General features: G+C 61.8%; 17 protein-coding genes. 5 read left to right on the top strand and 12 right to left on the bottom strand.

Annotation, left to right across the window (positions count from 1 at the left end):
• Positions 1-37: 37 nt before the first annotated feature.
• Entirely contained in the window at positions 38-631 is a 594-nt protein-coding gene (locus tag E1573_RS13610; RefSeq protein ID WP_133214472.1) for a hypothetical protein, read from the top strand.
• 90 nt (positions 632-721) lie between these two features.
• Here the strand turns inward: E1573_RS13610 and E1573_RS13605 are convergent, their stop codons facing one another.
• The 4 genes from E1573_RS13605 to E1573_RS13590 all read right to left on the bottom strand — a co-directional run bounded on the left by E1573_RS13605 (position 722) and on the right by E1573_RS13590 (position 5730).
• On the bottom strand, positions 722-2128 hold the full coding sequence (locus E1573_RS13605) for a DUF2252 domain-containing protein (RefSeq protein ID WP_133214470.1): 1407 nt from the start codon (positions 2126-2128) through the stop codon (positions 722-724).
• A gap of 140 nt (positions 2129-2268) precedes the next feature.
• Positions 2269-4470, bottom strand: a complete 2202-nt coding sequence (locus tag E1573_RS13600; protein WP_133214468.1) for a TonB-dependent siderophore receptor — start codon at positions 4468-4470, stop codon at positions 2269-2271.
• 201 nt (positions 4471-4671) lie between these two features.
• The gene (locus E1573_RS13595) at positions 4672-5061 is read right to left on the bottom strand and encodes a hypothetical protein (protein ID WP_133214466.1); all 390 of its coding nucleotides are present in this window, start codon (positions 5059-5061) and stop codon (positions 4672-4674) included.
• 114 nt (positions 5062-5175) lie between these two features.
• The gene (locus E1573_RS13590) at positions 5176-5730 is read right to left on the bottom strand and encodes a UPF0149 family protein (protein WP_133214464.1); all 555 of its coding nucleotides are present in this window, start codon (positions 5728-5730) and stop codon (positions 5176-5178) included.
• A 188-nt stretch (positions 5731-5918) separates the two neighbouring features.
• Between E1573_RS13590 and E1573_RS13585 the strand changes: the two genes are divergently transcribed.
• Genes E1573_RS13585 through E1573_RS13570 form a run of 4 tightly spaced genes read left to right on the top strand, consistent with a single transcriptional unit; the run spans position 5919 to position 8569 of the window.
• Complete coding sequence (locus E1573_RS13585; RefSeq protein WP_038609386.1) at positions 5919-6143, top strand: MbtH family protein; 225 nt, start codon at positions 5919-5921, stop codon at positions 6141-6143.
• Positions 6144-6153: 10 nt separating this feature from the next.
• Positions 6154-6885 (top strand): thioesterase II family protein, encoded by a 732-nt coding sequence (locus E1573_RS13580; RefSeq protein WP_133214462.1) that lies wholly within the window; start codon positions 6154-6156, stop codon positions 6883-6885.
• Between the two features lie 35 nt (positions 6886-6920).
• On the top strand, positions 6921-7472 hold the full coding sequence (locus E1573_RS13575; RefSeq protein WP_133214460.1) for a hydrolase: 552 nt from the start codon (positions 6921-6923) through the stop codon (positions 7470-7472).
• Between the two features lie 17 nt (positions 7473-7489).
• A complete protein-coding gene (locus tag E1573_RS13570; protein WP_133214458.1) occupies positions 7490-8569 on the top strand; it encodes a DUF1615 domain-containing protein in 1080 nt (359 codons plus the stop codon).
• Between the two features lie 88 nt (positions 8570-8657).
• On the opposite strand, the gene E1573_RS13565 is transcribed toward E1573_RS13570, so the two are convergent.
• Genes E1573_RS13565 through E1573_RS13530 form a run of 8 tightly spaced genes read right to left on the bottom strand, consistent with a single transcriptional unit; the run spans position 8658 to position 14761 of the window.
• The gene (locus E1573_RS13565; protein WP_133214456.1) at positions 8658-9575 is read right to left on the bottom strand and encodes a metal ABC transporter solute-binding protein, Zn/Mn family; all 918 of its coding nucleotides are present in this window, start codon (positions 9573-9575) and stop codon (positions 8658-8660) included.
• Positions 9572-10471 carry a metal ABC transporter permease gene (locus E1573_RS13560; RefSeq protein WP_133214454.1) on the bottom strand — a complete coding sequence of 300 codons (900 nt, stop codon included), beginning with the start codon at positions 10469-10471 and terminating at the stop codon, positions 9572-9574. Before E1573_RS13560 ends, E1573_RS13565 begins: the two co-directional genes overlap by 4 nt.
• Positions 10471-11220: a metal ABC transporter ATP-binding protein gene (locus E1573_RS13555; protein ID WP_133214452.1), complete on the bottom strand. Its 750-nt coding sequence runs from the start codon at positions 11218-11220 to the stop codon at positions 10471-10473. Before E1573_RS13555 ends, E1573_RS13560 begins: the two co-directional genes overlap by 1 nt.
• On the bottom strand, positions 11217-12137 hold the full coding sequence (locus E1573_RS13550; protein ID WP_133214450.1) for a metal ABC transporter substrate-binding protein: 921 nt from the start codon (positions 12135-12137) through the stop codon (positions 11217-11219). Before E1573_RS13550 ends, E1573_RS13555 begins: the two co-directional genes overlap by 4 nt.
• Before the next feature lie 14 nt (positions 12138-12151).
• Positions 12152-12721 carry a DUF6162 family protein gene (locus tag E1573_RS13545; RefSeq protein WP_133214448.1) on the bottom strand — a complete coding sequence of 190 codons (570 nt, stop codon included), beginning with the start codon at positions 12719-12721 and terminating at the stop codon, positions 12152-12154.
• Positions 12718-13038, bottom strand: coding sequence for a hypothetical protein (locus E1573_RS13540; RefSeq protein ID WP_371925165.1), 321 nt, complete (start codon positions 13036-13038; stop codon positions 12718-12720). Before E1573_RS13540 ends, E1573_RS13545 begins: the two co-directional genes overlap by 4 nt.
• The gene (locus E1573_RS13535) at positions 13035-13571 is read right to left on the bottom strand and encodes a thiamine pyrophosphate-binding protein (protein ID WP_133214446.1); all 537 of its coding nucleotides are present in this window, start codon (positions 13569-13571) and stop codon (positions 13035-13037) included. Before E1573_RS13535 ends, E1573_RS13540 begins: the two co-directional genes overlap by 4 nt.
• Entirely contained in the window at positions 13568-14761 is a 1194-nt protein-coding gene (locus E1573_RS13530) for a PepSY domain-containing protein (protein ID WP_133214444.1), read from the bottom strand. Before E1573_RS13530 ends, E1573_RS13535 begins: the two co-directional genes overlap by 4 nt.
• Positions 14762-14849 lie beyond the last annotated feature (88 nt).

Genomic DNA, 14849 nt, shown 5'->3' with positions numbered 1-14849 from the left:
CGACGCTTGCGCGCAAGCCACCACAAGGCGGATAGCCATGTTCAAGTTCATCAAAACCACTGTGCTCGGCGGGCTATTGTTCATCCTGCCGCTGGTGCTGATTGTCGTGCTGGTCGAGAAAGCCATTCACCTGCTGCGTGGGCCGATTCAGGCCATGCTGCCGATGTTCAAGGGCTATGACGTCGCCGGAGTAACGCTGATCAGCCTCGCGGCCCTGGTCGGGTTGATCGCGCTGTGCTTTCTTGCCGGCTTGTTGGCCAGGACCCGCGCCGCATCCAATGCGCTGCAAACGGTTGAGGACAAAGTGCTCGGCAATCTGCCCGGCTACCAATTGTTCAAAGACATCAGCACACGGGTCGCAGGCCAGAGTGAAGATGACACCACCAAGGTCGGGATGATTGCTGAAGGCGACGGCTGGAGGTTGTGCCTGGTGCTTGAAGCGGTCGGCGACTGGCTGACGATCTACATGCCCGATGGCGGCCCGGCAGGCGGCACCGCTGGAGAGGTTCGTCTGATGCCGGCGTCGCAAGTGGTCATTACCGATGTCACTTGGCTGCCGTTTGTTGCGGTATTGCGACGCGGTGGGCGTGGCTCCCTGGAACTGGTCGGCCCTTGGTTACCCAAGGCGTGATGGCCATGAACGGGTGATCGATCGGTACAGCTCTTCCATCCTGAATGTCAGGTGATCGCATTCAACGCCACCAATAACCACGGTCGCCGATTATGGATGATGATCCGCAGCGAAGTCGGCCTCTGTACGCGCCTGCAAGCGGCCCGTGCGACAGGCATGCTGGAAGCGTTCGAAGTCATCTTCGTTCTGCTTGGCATAGCCTTGGGCGTATTGGAACAGTGCATCGGCCAGTGCATCGCTTTTGCCGATATAACCACTGATAAACGGCGCACAACCCGATGCCTTGGCATGGGCGTGGGCCAGGGCACGACCACAGGCTCGGGCGTAATCGCAAAAGGTCTGGTCGTCGAACACTTCAAGTTCGGCCGAGATTTTCATGTCGCGCAACTGGCGAACGTAAAAGTGCCGGCCGCTAGGGCCCGTGGTCCAGCCGAGGAACAGGTCACTGGCCGATTGCATCAGGCGCTGGCCTTCAACCACCCGCTGGCCTTGATGCTTGGTTCTTAGCCGAGTGTCCAGGTAGTCGGCAATCACCGAGCGGCGCGCTTCCTTGAACTGTAAAAACAGCGGAGATTCCTGATCGTCGGTGAACAGCCCAACCAGGCAACGGGTACCGACGCTGCCGACGCCGACCACTTTGAAGGCCAGGTCATGGATGTGAAAACGCGAGAACAATTCGCGGCGATCCGCCTGCAATGTGGCCCGGTACTCCCGCACACATTTGTTGAGGTACTTGCGCCAGTCGGGCAGGCGCAGCCAGTCATCATCGGCGTCGAGCAAAGTGCTGCTGCCGTGCAGGTGGAAAATCTCCGGCAAATCATCGCGAATGATCAGCCGACCCTTGGCGTCGCGGTCGGTGATTTTCGGTAGCAGTTCGGCATGGTTGCGCCGTTCGGCTTTGGCAATGGCGCGGTCAACGTGTTCGAGGGCACTTTTGCTGGCCTGGCTGCGTAAGTCTTCGAAGTCGATCGAGCCGTACCAGGTGTCCAGTGCGCTTTGTTCGGCGCATTCCAGCAGCGCGTCTTGATAGGTGCGCATCACTTCACGGCACACGGTCTCTGCCACGGAGTCGCTATGGCGCAGGTCGCGGGCGGCCACGAGAAAACTGGCCACCAGGCGTTTCAGGTCCCATTCCCAAGGCCCGGGGTGAGTTTCGTCAAAGTCATTGACGCTGAACAGCAGGTTGCGCTCCGGGGTGGCAAAGCCGCCAAAGTTCATCAGATGGCAATCCCCACAGATCGGCGACACCAGGCCCATGTTCGACGTGGTCGAGAGGTCGTGCGCCTGCAGTAAGGCATTGCCCCGGTAGAAGGTGAAGGGCGACACCAGCATACGCCCGTAGCGCAAGGCGACCAGCGACTGCACGCGCCCTTCGCTGGATGCCTTGATCAGCGGGATCGGGTTGCGATTGACCTTGCCTAACGCTGCGTGCGCACTGCGTGGACACTTCTTGCGCGCTGCCTTGCCTTGCTTGAAGCGATCGTTGAGGGTGGACATCAGGACACTCCGCCGTGGGCGTTTACCGACTGAGTGTAGAAGGCGAAGTAGGAGCGGGCTTGCCCCGCGAAGCGATCTGACTGTCAGACTACACTCGCGGGGCAAGCCCGCTCCTACAGGGCTACCTCCTTTTGCAGAACTCAGAAGTCGATGGTGCCGGACAATTTCGCGACCCGTGGCTCGCCTTGCGTCAGGTAGCCACCTTGAGCTGACTCCCAGTATTTCTTGTTCGCGACGTTCTCGACCCCTAAGCGCAAGGTCACATCCTTCTCCTGGACCTTGAACGCGTAACGGGCACCCGCGTCGAAGCGGTTCCAGGTCGGCAGGCTGAGGTTGTTAGCCGCGTCGGCGTACTGGCCACCAGTGCGCAGCATCCGGCCGTTGAGTGCTAGACCTTGCAGGCCGGGCACGTCCCAATCCACGCTGGCATTGAACTGGAAGGTCGGCACGCCAATAGCGTGATTGCCGTCATTGAGCCCACCTTGGGTTTTCTTCAGTTCGGTGTCCATTACGGTAACGCCGCTGAGCAGGCGCAGGCCGTCGACAGGTTCGCCGAAGACGTTGAGCTCTACGCCTTTGTTAACCTGCTCACCTTCGTGCACGAAGCGCGCGGTGTTGGCGTCGATGATTTCGGTGTAGCCATCAGCCGGTTGCTCGATGCGATACACGCCAAGGGTGGCGCCATAGGTGCCCATGTCGACTTTGACGCCGGCTTCGATCTGTTTCGAGCGGGCCGGAGCGAAGACTTCATTGCCGTTGACCACGACACGCGAGCCGGCGGTAGTCGGCGATGTCGGGCCTTCAGCCAGGCCTTCGATACGGTTGGCGTAAAAGGATACGTGCTCCCATGGCTTGAACACGATGCCGTACACCGGGGTGGTGATCGACTCGTCGTAGTTGGAGGTGCGGGTCCCAGTGCCATAGGCGTAACCCTGAACGACCAATTGTTGGCGACGTACGCCGACGGTCACCAGCAGGCGATCATCGAAGAAGCCCAGCGTGTCGGAGACCGCACCGCTACGCGCGAAGGTTTTGCCAGTGATGCCTGGATCGTGCAAGTCGCCGCCGGAGAATCCACCCTGTGGCGCCGGCACGTCGATTGGGTGGTAGATGTTGTTCGGATAGCGGGTCAGGTCGAAATCGAAGGCGTTACGCTGTTGGGTCCAGATGCCAGCAAGGCCGAAGTTGAGCTGGTGGCTGACCGGGCCGGTGCTGAACTTGCCGTTGAGACCGGCCATGGCACTGCTGTTGTCTTCATCGTGGGGAATGAAGGAGCCGCTGGTGACCGAGCTGCCATCGTTGCCGACCAGGGTCGTGGAGTCATAGTTGCCGACTTCGCGGGTGTGCTTGGCACCGGCAGCGGCGTAGGCGGTCCAGCTCTCATTGAGGTCGTACTCGGCACGCAGCATGCCGAAGGTGTCTTCGATCTGGGTGAAGCCCCATTTCTGTGCATAGTTGGTGTCGGCCGAGGGTGCATCCGGGATGTGCGTGGCGTTTCCGAGGTTCACCGAGCTACGGCCACCATTGACGCGTTCTTTCGAATAAACGAAATCACCGGAGATACGCAGGGCGTCACCACGGTAGTCCAGGCCAATAGCGAACAGCTTGGAGCGTTGGTTTTCATCATCGATGGCAGTGTCGCCTTCGCGCTGGGACAGGTTGATCCGCGCGCCGAACTGGTTATTTTCACCGAAACGCTGGCCGATATCAAGGTGCTCGCCAACACGGCCGTCATCGCTGATGTCGGTGCTGAAGCGACGCAGCGGTACGTCATCGGCACGCTTAGGTTGCACGTTGACGCCGCCGCCAATGCCAGAGCCGGATGGGGTCACGCCATTGATAAAGGCGTTCGGGCCTTTGAAGACTTCCACGCGCTCCAAGGCGTCGGTGGAAATGATCTGCCGCGGCAGGATGCCGTACAGACCGTTATAGGAAATATCATCACCGTTGAGCGGCAGGCCTCGAATCATGAAGGTTTGGGCCTGGTTGGAAAACCCGGAAGCCTGACGCACCGAGGCGTCGTTGAGCAGCACATCACCCACGTTTTCGGCTTGCTGGTCGCGGATCAGTTCTTCGGTGTAAGCCGTCATGCTGAACGGCACGTCCATGATGTCCTGGTTACCCAGCACACCCAGTTGTCCGCCCCGTGCGACTTGACCGCCGGCATACACTGGCGGCAGGCCAGCAGGGGGAGGTGCTTCGGCACTGACGTTTACATCACCCAGCACCAGTGGCGTTGCATCGTTATCAGGCGTAGCGGCAAGGGCGGTGACGGACAGCGAGCAGAGCAAGGCGAGCATTGACGGGCGAAAGGGCGCGCCAAGTCGGGCTGGAGTTGTCATGTTTCGTTCCTGGGCGGCGCGGCGCCATCAAAGAAAAATTAGGACCGCGCGGGAACTCCATGCGCAAATAAAACTCCACGCACGAATGGTATTCGTTCTCAGTAACGTTTCGCAATCATTTTGTCCGAGCCCATGAGTGCGATATGGGGGCAACTGCCTTACTCAGTGGAAACGGGCTTGCCTCGCGATCTTGCGCATGCCCTATTCGTCACTTTCCATCAGCAGGTTGTAGTACTTGCTCTGGTCCGGGGTGAAGGTCACGGCCATGCCGGTGCGGCTGCAGTTGAGGGTGACTTCTGCCGTGGTGTCGATCTGCAGGTCTTCGCCGCGCAGTCCTTGCCATTGGGCGAGGTATTTGAGCGAGCCGAATTTTTCGCGCTTTTTCAGCGTGCGTTCGACACCGCCTTTCCAACCCAGTACCGGTAATTCACCGGCCAGGCAGCGTTGGGCAATATCAGGATGTTTGAACGCACGTTCGCGGCCGATTTCCCAGCAGCGGATCAGACCGTTGTCCGGTCCTTGCCAGGTGTCGATCCAGGTGAGCGTCGGGCGCAGTTCGAGGTGGATCGGGCGATGGACAATACGGCTCATACAGCCTCCCTGGCTGTTTATTTTTGTAAGGGTAGTCGATGCTACTAATTTGCCACTATTTATGTCCAGCATTGATGAGCAGCTGGTAGGGTCGCCGCACCGCCGCTCCTACCGTTAACGCAGATTCGCCCAATAATCATGCAGCGCCTGCGCAGCCGGTTCGATTGCTGCGACCCGCTGACGGTGCAGCACCACATCCAAGTCCACCGGCAGTTCGAAGTTATCCTGCTCGGCGCAGTCGGTAATTTTCTGCAGCTGCAGGGCCAGGCCTTCAGGCAGCTGTGGCCAGTTGCTCACGGCCACGGCACGTACGTAACCAAAGCACCATTCTTCAGCCAGGGTTAGTGGCTGGCCGTTGTGTTCGGTCTGGTCGAAGCGCGCACTGAAGCTGTTTGGGGCGGTGGCCAGTTGGGATGCCAGGGCATTGAGGTGCTTGATGCACAGGTCGATGAACTGGTGGCATTCTTCGGGGGTTTCCCATTGTGGCGTCTGGCCGCCCCAGATGGCCGGGAACCACTCGCTGATGTCGACCTGCGCGGGGCCTGAAACCAGGGCGGTGCAGAAGCCGTCCAGTTCCGACATGTTGAGTACGGAGTGGTCGTCGCCGTACTTGAGCAGGGTGTCGTCGATGAACGCAAGCTCGCTGGCGGTGAGGGAGGCGATGGACATAAAACGGATCCTTGGCGAGGTAAGCAGGCAAAAGGCCGGGAGGATGGCGCGTTGCGGCGCATTTATCCAGTGTCTCAGCGCTAAAGCATGGCACACCGGGATTAATTTTCTTCGAGCCCCGTTCGTTCTCTTGGGTAGCCACCGTACGCACGCTGTGCAGCGGGCCCATTCAATCCAGGAGACAGGCAATGACATCGGTATTCGACCGCGACGACATCGTGTTCCAGGTAGTGGTCAACCACGAAGAACAGTATTCCATCTGGCCCGACTACAAAGCAGTACCGGCCGGCTGGCGCACCGTGGGCAAGAGCGGCCTGAAAAAGGAATGCCTGGCCTACATCGACGAAGTCTGGACTGACATGCGTCCGCTGAGCCTGCGCCAGAAAATGGCCGAAACCGCAGCGTCGCACTGAGGGCCGGGGTGTGTCGTCACTGACCCTGTTGTGCCTGCCGTATTCGGGTGCCAGCGCCATGGTGTACAGCCGCTGGCGGCGCAAGTTGCCAGCATGGCTGAACCTGCGCCCGGTGGAGTTGCCCGGGCGCGGTGCGCGCATGGGCGAGCCGTTGTACACCGATATGCAGGCCCTGGCACGGCAACTGGCCAGTGAGCAGCGCCTGGCGGCGCATCAGCCTTATGCGCTGCTCGGCCACAGCTTGGGAGCGTTGCTGGCGTTTGAGCTGGCCCATGAGCTGCAGGCACTGGGCTGCCCGTCGCCAGTGGCGCTGTTCGCCAGTGGAACCGCCGCACCGACGCGGCGTGAAGACTACGAAGGCGATCTGTGGCGTGAACCCAGAAGTGACGCCGTATTGATCGAGGAGCTGCGCAAGCTCAAGGGCACCCCGGAAGAGGTGTTGGCCAATCAGGAGTTGATGAGCCTGACTTTGCCGGTATTACGTGCCGATTTTCTGCTGTGTGGGCGTTATGCCTACCGCCAGCGCCCGGCCTTGCATTGCCCGTTGCATGTGCTGAGCGGGGAAGACGACCGCGCCAGCGAGGCGCAGTTGTTGGCCTGGCGCCGGGAAACCGTGGGCGATTTTTCCCTGGAGACGTTCCCCGGCGGTCATTTCTTCATTCATGAACATGAAGACCGCGTGCTGGGTGTGCTCAGCGCCGCGCTGGAGCCCCATCTTGACGCGGTAGCCTGCGCTGGGTGAGCCTTAGCGGCTTAACCATGACGCAGGTGCAGGGAATGTTGATCAAGGCAAATCAGGCCAGCTTGCTGGTCATCGACGTGCAGGAAAAACTCATCGGTGCCGTCAGCGACCCGGCCGGCACCCTGGCCCGGACCCGTTGGCTGATGGCCGCCACCGCCGAGCTGGGGCTGCCGACGGTGATTTCCGAGCAGTACCCCAAAGGCCTCGGCCCGACGGTTGCCGCCCTCAAAGAGGCGTCGCCTGCTGCCCAGGTGGTGGAGAAGCTGCACTTCTCCTGCGTTGCTGGCGAATGCCTGCCTGCGTCCTTGCTGGCCCGTGAGCAAGTGATTGTCTGCGGCATGGAAACCCATATCTGTGTGCTGCAAACCGTGCTCGGCTTGCGCGCCCTTGGCAAGCAGGTGTTTGTGGTCGAGGATGCCTGTGATTGCCGCGGCGCCCATAATCAGGCCGCGGGCATTGCGCGGATGCGTGACGCCGGTGCACAGATCGTCACCCGCGAAATGGTGGTGTTCGAGTTGATGGAAAGCTCGGGCCATGAGCAGTTCCGGCACATCAGCAAAACCTACATGGTGGGTGAACAGCCCTGAGCCGGCGAGGGCGTTGCATGCACGTTAGAGGATTGTTGCTGGCCGTTGCCGTGTTGTTGACGGTACAAGGTTGTGTGACGCAGCGCGAGGCACCTGAAACCGACCCCGCCAAGGTGCGGGCGCAGATTGTGCGCCTGTTGCCGGCCGCCACCAAAGACCGTGAGGGCTGGGCTCGGGACATCCAGACCGCCTTCACGGCGCAAAAAATCACCCCGAGCCGTTCCAACCTGTGTGCCGTGCTGGCTGTCACCGAACAAGAATCGACTTTCCAGGCCGACCCACAAGTGCCCGGCCTGGGTCGTATTGCCCGCCAGGAAATCGATCGCCGGGCGGCCAGCCTGCATATCCCGCAATTGCTGGTCAACGGCGCCCTGCAAACCCGCTCACCCAATGGCAAAACCTACAACGAGCGGCTGGCAGCGGTGCGCAGCGAAAAGCAGCTCAGCGCGATTTTCGATGACCTGATCGGCAGTGTGCCGATGGGCCGTACTCTACTGGGGGACTTGAACCCGGTGCGTACCGGCGGGCCGATGCAGGTCAGCATTGCCTTTGCCGAGCGTAATGCCCGCGACTATCCCTATAGCCACGAAGGCACGATTCGCCAGGAAGTCTTCAGCCGTCGTGGCGGAATGTACTTCGGTATCGCTCATTTGTTGGGTTACCCCAGCCACTATGAGCGTCAGCTGTACCGCTTTGCCGACTTCAACGCCGGTTGGTACGCCAGCCGCAATGCGGCGTTCCAGAACGCCTTGAGCCGTGCCAGCGGCGTGACCTTGGCGTTGGATGGCGACCTCATAGCCCCGGGGGCGATCATGCCCGGCAATACCGAGAAGGCTGCGCGGCGCCTGGGAGAAAAGTTGAGCCTGCGCAACCCGAGCATCCGCGATCAACTGGAAAAGGGCGACAGCCTGGATTTCGAAGACACCAAACTGTACAGCGGGGTCTATGCCCTGGCGGAAGGCAAGGTGGGCAAACCGTTGCCACGGGCGCAGTTGCCGGGGATCGAGCTCAAAAGCCCGAAAATTACCCGCAAACTGACCACCGCCTGGTTCGCCAACCGCGTTGATGAGCGCTACCAGCGCTGCATGAAACGCTGATTGGGGCCTGTAGGAGCGGGCTTGCCCCGCGATTGCGGTTTTTCAGTCAGATCGCAATCGCGGGGCAAGCCCGCTCCCACAGTCGGGGTCAGGCTTTAGTCGGGATCAGGGCTTCCACCACTTGCTCAACACTGGCCTTCAACCCGGCAACGGTGTCTGGCGCCTCAGTATCAATCACCACCAGTTTGGCCCCTGATTCTTTGATCACTTCCTGCACCGCCGGGCTTGGCTGTTTATGGTGCAGCACCAGCGCCACGTCCTGCCCCTTGAGTTCCTCACCCAGGCGCTTGAGCGCAGCGTCATCCCACTGATCGTCCGCCACACGCGGGTGGTCGATCAAATCCAGATTCAAGCCGCTGATCAGGTAGTCCAGACGCTCCGAGAGGTTGACCACGCTGAGGTTGTCGGCTTCGGCCAGGCGCGATTCGCTGGTGGCACTCAGCTCCAGCAGTTGGCGTTTGAAACTGGCGAGGTTGGCCTGGATTTTCGGCTGTTCGCTCGGGCTCAGGCGGCCGAGATCGTTAGCCAATACGTCGGCCATGCGCCCCAGGTTGGTAGGGTTGAGCCAGGGGTAGGCGGCAAAGGCATTGTTGCCTTGCACGGCAATCCCCGGCAGCGCGCCGTCCACCGGGCGGGCGGCGTCGATTTCAACGATGCGGATGTTGCTGCGCCGCGCCACCGGGTACAGTGGGTCGTCGCTCCAGATCGAGCGCAGGGCAATCACCGCATCGGCCTGGCTTGCGGCTTTTTGCAGGCTCGCGCCGCCACGGCCGCTGAAATAGGACGGCTGACGCGACGCCGGAAGGTTCGCCGGCGCAGCACGTTGCAGGGTGACTGATGTGCCGTCGAGCAAGGCGCTGGCCAGGGCGTGGGTGACCGGCAGCGAGGCCAGTACGGTGACGCTGGCGTGTTGCTGGACCGCCGTCGGTGCCGTCTGGGCCACGCTCAAGGCGGGCAGGGCGGCCAGGCTCAGGGCCAGGCACAGGTGCTTGAGTTCGAAGGTCATGCCGGGTTTCCTTGCAAGCGTGGAACAAGGCCGCGGGCCAGGGCGGCAAGGGCGAAAAAGCAGCCGGCGACGAGAATGATCGCCGCGCCGGAAGGAACCGGCAGGTCAAAGACGATGGGCAGCAAAATGCCGACCAGGGTGCTCAGGGTGGCAATCAGTACCGAGGCCCAGAAGAAACCTTTGAGCGACTGACTGATCAGGCGTGCCGCTGCCGCCGGAATTACCAGCAAGGCACCGACCAGAATCGCGCCGATGACTTTCACCGCCGCCACGGTGACCAGGGTCACCAGCACCACGAACAGGTAGTCCAGGCTCTTCACCGCCACCCCGCGCACCGCCGCCAGTTGTGGGTTGAAGCTGGCCAGCATGATGCGGTTGTACAGCGGCAGGGCCAGGGCCAGCACCAGCGTGCCGACGATGCCGAGCACCAGCAGGTCGTGACCGCTGACGGTGAGCACAGAGCCGAACAGCACGTTTTCGAGGATGTGCACGTTGATTTTGCCGGCCAGCATCAGCAGCAGGCTGGCACCCAGGGCCAGCGACACCGAGAGGAACACGCCGATCAGGGTATCGGGTGACAACCCGGTGCGATTGCGCAAAAAGTTCAGCAGAATGCCGAACAGCAGGCAGTAGCCGAACAGGCTGCCGTATGGGCCGGTGTAGGGCTCGCCGAGCAGGATGCCGATGGCCACGCCGGTCAGCGCAGCGTGGCCGACAGCTTCGGAGAAGAAGGCAAAGCGCTTGACCACCACCAGGGTGCCCAGCCCACCCAGTACCGGGCCAATCATCAGGCCGGCCAGCAAGGCATTGACCACAAAGCCATAGGCCAGGGCTTCAGGCAGGTAGCCGGCGCTGGCCCAGCCTTGAATCAGCAGGCGAAATTCTTCGTAGTTCATCAGGCGGTGTGCTCGCTGCGCGGGTGGATGGAGAACAGGCTGAGCAGGCGCTCGGGAGTCAGGGCGTGCTCGGGCGCGGCGTCGAACAGCACCCGGCGGCTGAGCCCGGTGACCTTGTCGGCCAGGCGCTTGACGGCTTCCAGGTCATGTTCGATCCACAGCACGGTGGTGCCGGCAGCGCGCCAGTCCAGCAGCAAGCGCTCGAACACCTGGATGCCGGCCTCGTCCAACGCTGACATCGGCTCATCCAGTACCAGCAATTGTGGGGCCGGGATCAGGCCCTGCGCCAGCAGTACGCGCTGACGCTCACCTCCCGACAGCGCGCCCATGCGTCGCTTGCGCTTGTCGAGCATGCCGACGCGCGCCAGTGCCGCGTCGATGGCCGGGGCTACCTTGCGCGACAGGCCAAGAAACGCCGGGCGGCGTTGGCACATGGCGGCCATGAAGTCGTCGACGGTCATGGGCAGACCACGGTCGAACTCCAGAGCTTGCGGCACGTAGCCGATGACCTGGCTATCGTCGGGCCAGGTCAGGCTCAGTTGACCTTGATGCGGCATTTGCCCGAGCAAGGTTTTCACCAGTGAGCTCTTACCACCGCCGTTGGGGCCTACCAGCGCATGCACGCTACCGGCGGCCACCTTGAAGCTGACCTGATCGAGAATGCGCGTGCGGCCCAGGGTCAGATCGATGCCGTCGAACTCAATGCTCGGCCCGCGCGCCTGGATGATGCTTGTTTCAGCCACGGTCATGCCTTCGACTCCTTGATCGCTCGGACCACGGTGTCGAGGTTGCGCTTCATCTCGACCTCGTATTTTTCCTTGCTGTAGTCGCCATAGGAGATGTGGGTCAATGGGTAGATCTTCACCCCGGACTCGCGTTGGATGGTTTCGACGTAGGCCGAAGGGAAGTCCATTTCCGAGAAGATCACTTTCACATCCAGCGCTTTGAGCTGGTCGATGGTTTTCTTCAACTGGCTCGGGCTTGGTTCGATGCCGTGAGCCGGCTCGACTACCGCAGTGACTTCCAGGCCGAATTCACGCACCAGGTAGTCGTAGGCGGCATGAATGGTAGCAACGCGGAACTCGGCGCCCGGCGCTTCGGTGACCTGGGCCAGGGCGTCGGCACGCAGCTTGCGCAAGCGCTTGGCGTAGGCGCGGGCGTTCTGGCTGTAAAACTTGGCGTTGTCCGGGTCCAGCTTGCCCAGCTCGCGGGCAATGTTGTTGACCTGGGCAATGGTGGCGCTGATCGACAGGAAGGTGTGCGGGTTGACCACCTTGCCCGCACCGCGTGCCGCTACGCCGGTAGCGGCCAGCAGCGGTACGTTGGTGTTGGCTTCGATCACGGTGATCTGCGGCTTTTCGCTGGCGGCGATCATGCGGTCGGCAAAGTCATCGTGGCCGATGCCGTTGAGCACCACCACGTCCAGGCTGCCGATGCGCTTGATATCCTCGGCGCGCGGTTCGTAGGCGTGAGGGTTGAAGCCGGCCGGAATCAGCGGTACCACCTCGGCTTTGTCGCCGACGATGTTGGTGACGTAGCTGTAATACGGATGCAGGGTGATGCCGATGCGTAGCGGTTTACCCTGGCTGTCGGCGTGCGCCAGTGTGGGCAGGGTAACGGCAAGCAACACAGTCAAAAGACGACGGGCGAGGCGGGAGCGAAACATGGGGCGTCCTTGGGTCAGTGGCGATGTTGGCGGGTGACGCCGGCGTCATACTGGGCGGCGATCTGTTGCCAACCGGCGCTGATCAGCGCGGCGGGAGTGAGGTCGGTGGGCACGCTGGCATCGGCTTTGCGCTGTAGCCAGACATCGGCAGCGCCGTCATGGGCGGCTGGCACCAGCATCAGGAAGCTACCGGCTACCGTCGGCGCCTGGCTCAGGCCGAGATAGGCGTGTTCGCCAAGCAGCTGCCATTGATGCTCGCCGCGGCTGGCGCTGCTGGCATCGTGGACGAACGGCGGGAAGCCTTCTTCGGCCAGCACCGCAACTTCAACCAAGGCTGGATCTTCTTCGCGGCGCAGCTGGATGTCTTCGAACGCTACACGCAGGTCGGCGTATACACCTTGTTCGGCCGCGTTGAGGTCGCGGCGCGCATCGAGTTGGTGGGCCTCGATGCTGACCTCGTCGTGGCGCTCGCCGCGCAGGGCGACGATGCTCGCGGCCACTGCCAGAATCAGCAGGCTCACCAGCAGTACGTAAAGGGTTTCATGCCCGGCACCGGCCGGGCGTACCACCTGGACCCGGCTCATTGCTCGATATCTGCGTAGTCGATTTCCACCACGTGGCCGGGGCCGGCATCGAACAACACGTAGAACTCGCCTTCAGGGCGCTTGAAGGTCAGCTTGGAGTTTTCCCCCAGCTTGCCCGGTACGAGAATCTCTTCGTTGTAGCCGATCACGTCCAGGGTCACCCCTGGCGCGCCGCTGCCATCGGAAAAACCACCGGTGCATTCAATCTGCCCGCCGTCGACCGGCTTGCATTCGCACATCGGGTTGTGCGCCAGTGCCGGGCTGGCAGCGCCCAGCAACAGCGGCAGCAGGAGCAGCCTGCGGGCCTTGGACATCATGATTTGCCTCCTTGTTGTTTCAGCCAGGCGACGGTGGCCGGCGAGGCCTTGCTCAGTGGGATCGACACTTGTTGCATGCTGCCGTCCCAGCCTTCGAAGGTCAGCCAAAGGTCCGCGTCGGGGGATGTCTTGACCGGAATGTTGACCACGCCGGTCATGCGATAAGGGGTGCCGGAGAACAACGCACCGGCGGCGCGCAGGCTGCGCGGTTTGCCAACGCGCAAATAAACAGCCTTGATGTCGGTGCAGGTGCTGCACAGGGCGATCTTGAACTGCTTGAAGTAACCGGCCGGGCCGTCGGAACGCGGCGCCTCGTCGAAACGCTCGGCAATCTGCACGCTCCACTTGCCAGCCTTGAGCTCACCGAGTTCACGTTCGCCCAGGCCGATCTCGCCACGGTTCATCGAGGCTTCGTGCAGGTACTTGGGCATCAGCCCCAGCGGAATCAGCAACAGCAGGATGTTCAAGTGGAAGCGCCATTTCAGCCACAGCCGCCGCAGCGGGCTGTGCTCGATCACTGCTGCCTTGCTCATAGGCTGGCCTCCGACGGGGATGGGCTGGTCTCGGTTGGCTGACGCGAAACGCGTGACTCACGCTTGAGGGCGGCAGCAGTGGCCTGAGCGGTGCGTTTGGTCCAGATCAGCAGACCGCTGAACACCATCATGCACAGCAGGATGCCGAAGAACGCCCAGATCAACTTGACCCACAAGCCGCCAAAGTCGCCGGTGTGCAGCGGGCGCATCGACTCGGTGACGAACTCCAGGGTCGAACGGTCGCCAACCATGAACGACGCTTCGACCTTGCTATTGAATGGGTTGACGTTGACGGTCTCGAACATCAACGGGTACCAGCCGCGGCCACCCATGTAGTAGTGGGCATAGGCGTTGCCAGGCATGCTGATGAACGACACCTCAAGGCCCGGGAACTGCTGCATGGCCGCGCGCTCGGCGTCGTCCAGGCTCAGCCGTGGCGGAATTTCACCGTTGGCAGTGCGCGGCACGTCTTCGCGGGCGATGGCCGGCACGATCGGCTCGCTGGAGATGGTCACATGGTTGTCGGCCAGAATCGCCTGGATCAGGAACCAGATGCCGGTGATGGAAATGGTCGCGATGAACCAGATCGACCAGATGCCGCTCAGGCGGTGGAAATCGCCCCAGAAGATCCGCGCACCCTGGCGCAGGCGCAGGGTTGGCTTGAGAAAGCCCTTCCAGAAACGTTTGTACACCACCAGCCCGGTAATCAGCGACAACAGCATCGGCAGGCCGAGCAGCGACACCAGGTACCAGCCCCAGCTGTAGCCGTTGGTGAACGGCACCAGCCACCAGCCGTGCAGGGCGCGGGTAAAGGCCTCGAAATCAAAGGTCGGGCTCTTGCCCTGGATCACGCCGGTGTAGGGGTTCACATACAGGATCGGCGAGGTGCCGTCGGGGTAGGTGACGCTGGCGGTGAGGGCGAAATGGTCCTCGCCGGGGCGGCTGATGTAGTTCACCGCCAGCTCGGGCTCAGCCTTGAGCATGGCGTCGTAGATCTGCTGGTAGCTCAGCAGGGGGCTGTCGTCACTGGGCTTGCTGGCGCGCACGTCCGGGTTGGCCAGCCACACGATCTCCTGGCTCAGCACCGCCAGGGTGCCGGTGACGCAGACGATCAGGACGAAGAACCAGATGGGCAGGGCCAGCCAGCTATGCACCAGGAACCAGAGTTTTGAGCGGGACTTTTTCGACATGGGTGCTGGTCTTGTTTCGAAAAAAATGGGGGCGATGCAAAGCATCACCCAGGCGTCGAGCACGGTAGGTGGTCGGTGTTGTTCTCTA

The sequence above is a fragment of the Pseudomonas sp. H9 genome, assembly GCF_004353925.1.
Lineage (GTDB): Bacteria > Pseudomonadota > Gammaproteobacteria > Pseudomonadales > Pseudomonadaceae > Aquipseudomonas.
The sequence above is the reverse complement of the archived record's forward strand: the minus strand, read 5'-3'. Positions and strand labels throughout refer to the sequence as shown.

Excerpts from the sequence above, each read along its gene's own strand:
- E1573_RS13610 (WP_133214472.1), top strand. The coding sequence starts at position 38 with ATGTTCAAGTTCATCAAAACCACTGTGCTCGGCGGGCTATTGTTCATC.
- E1573_RS13605 (WP_133214470.1), bottom strand. The coding sequence starts at position 2,128 with ATGTCCACCCTCAACGATCGCTTCAAGCAAGGCAAGGCAGCGCGCAAG.
- E1573_RS13600 (WP_133214468.1), bottom strand. The coding sequence starts at position 4,470 with ATGACAACTCCAGCCCGACTTGGCGCGCCCTTTCGCCCGTCAATGCTC.
- E1573_RS13595 (WP_133214466.1), bottom strand. The coding sequence starts at position 5,061 with ATGAGCCGTATTGTCCATCGCCCGATCCACCTCGAACTGCGCCCGACG.
- E1573_RS13590 (WP_133214464.1), bottom strand. The coding sequence starts at position 5,730 with ATGTCCATCGCCTCCCTCACCGCCAGCGAGCTTGCGTTCATCGACGAC.
- E1573_RS13585 (WP_038609386.1), top strand. The coding sequence starts at position 5,919 with ATGACATCGGTATTCGACCGCGACGACATCGTGTTCCAGGTAGTGGTC.
- E1573_RS13575 (WP_133214460.1), top strand. The coding sequence starts at position 6,921 with ATGTTGATCAAGGCAAATCAGGCCAGCTTGCTGGTCATCGACGTGCAG.
- E1573_RS13570 (WP_133214458.1), top strand. The coding sequence starts at position 7,490 with ATGCACGTTAGAGGATTGTTGCTGGCCGTTGCCGTGTTGTTGACGGTA.
- E1573_RS13565 (WP_133214456.1), bottom strand. The coding sequence starts at position 9,575 with ATGACCTTCGAACTCAAGCACCTGTGCCTGGCCCTGAGCCTGGCCGCC.
- E1573_RS13560 (WP_133214454.1), bottom strand. The coding sequence starts at position 10,471 with ATGAACTACGAAGAATTTCGCCTGCTGATTCAAGGCTGGGCCAGCGCC.
- E1573_RS13555 (WP_133214452.1), bottom strand. The coding sequence starts at position 11,220 with ATGACCGTGGCTGAAACAAGCATCATCCAGGCGCGCGGGCCGAGCATT.
- E1573_RS13550 (WP_133214450.1), bottom strand. The coding sequence starts at position 12,137 with ATGTTTCGCTCCCGCCTCGCCCGTCGTCTTTTGACTGTGTTGCTTGCC.
- E1573_RS13545 (WP_133214448.1), bottom strand. The coding sequence starts at position 12,721 with ATGAGCCGGGTCCAGGTGGTACGCCCGGCCGGTGCCGGGCATGAAACC.
- E1573_RS13540 (WP_371925165.1), bottom strand. The coding sequence starts at position 13,038 with ATGATGTCCAAGGCCCGCAGGCTGCTCCTGCTGCCGCTGTTGCTGGGC.
- E1573_RS13535 (WP_133214446.1), bottom strand. The coding sequence starts at position 13,571 with ATGAGCAAGGCAGCAGTGATCGAGCACAGCCCGCTGCGGCGGCTGTGG.
- E1573_RS13530 (WP_133214444.1), bottom strand. The coding sequence starts at position 14,761 with ATGTCGAAAAAGTCCCGCTCAAAACTCTGGTTCCTGGTGCATAGCTGG.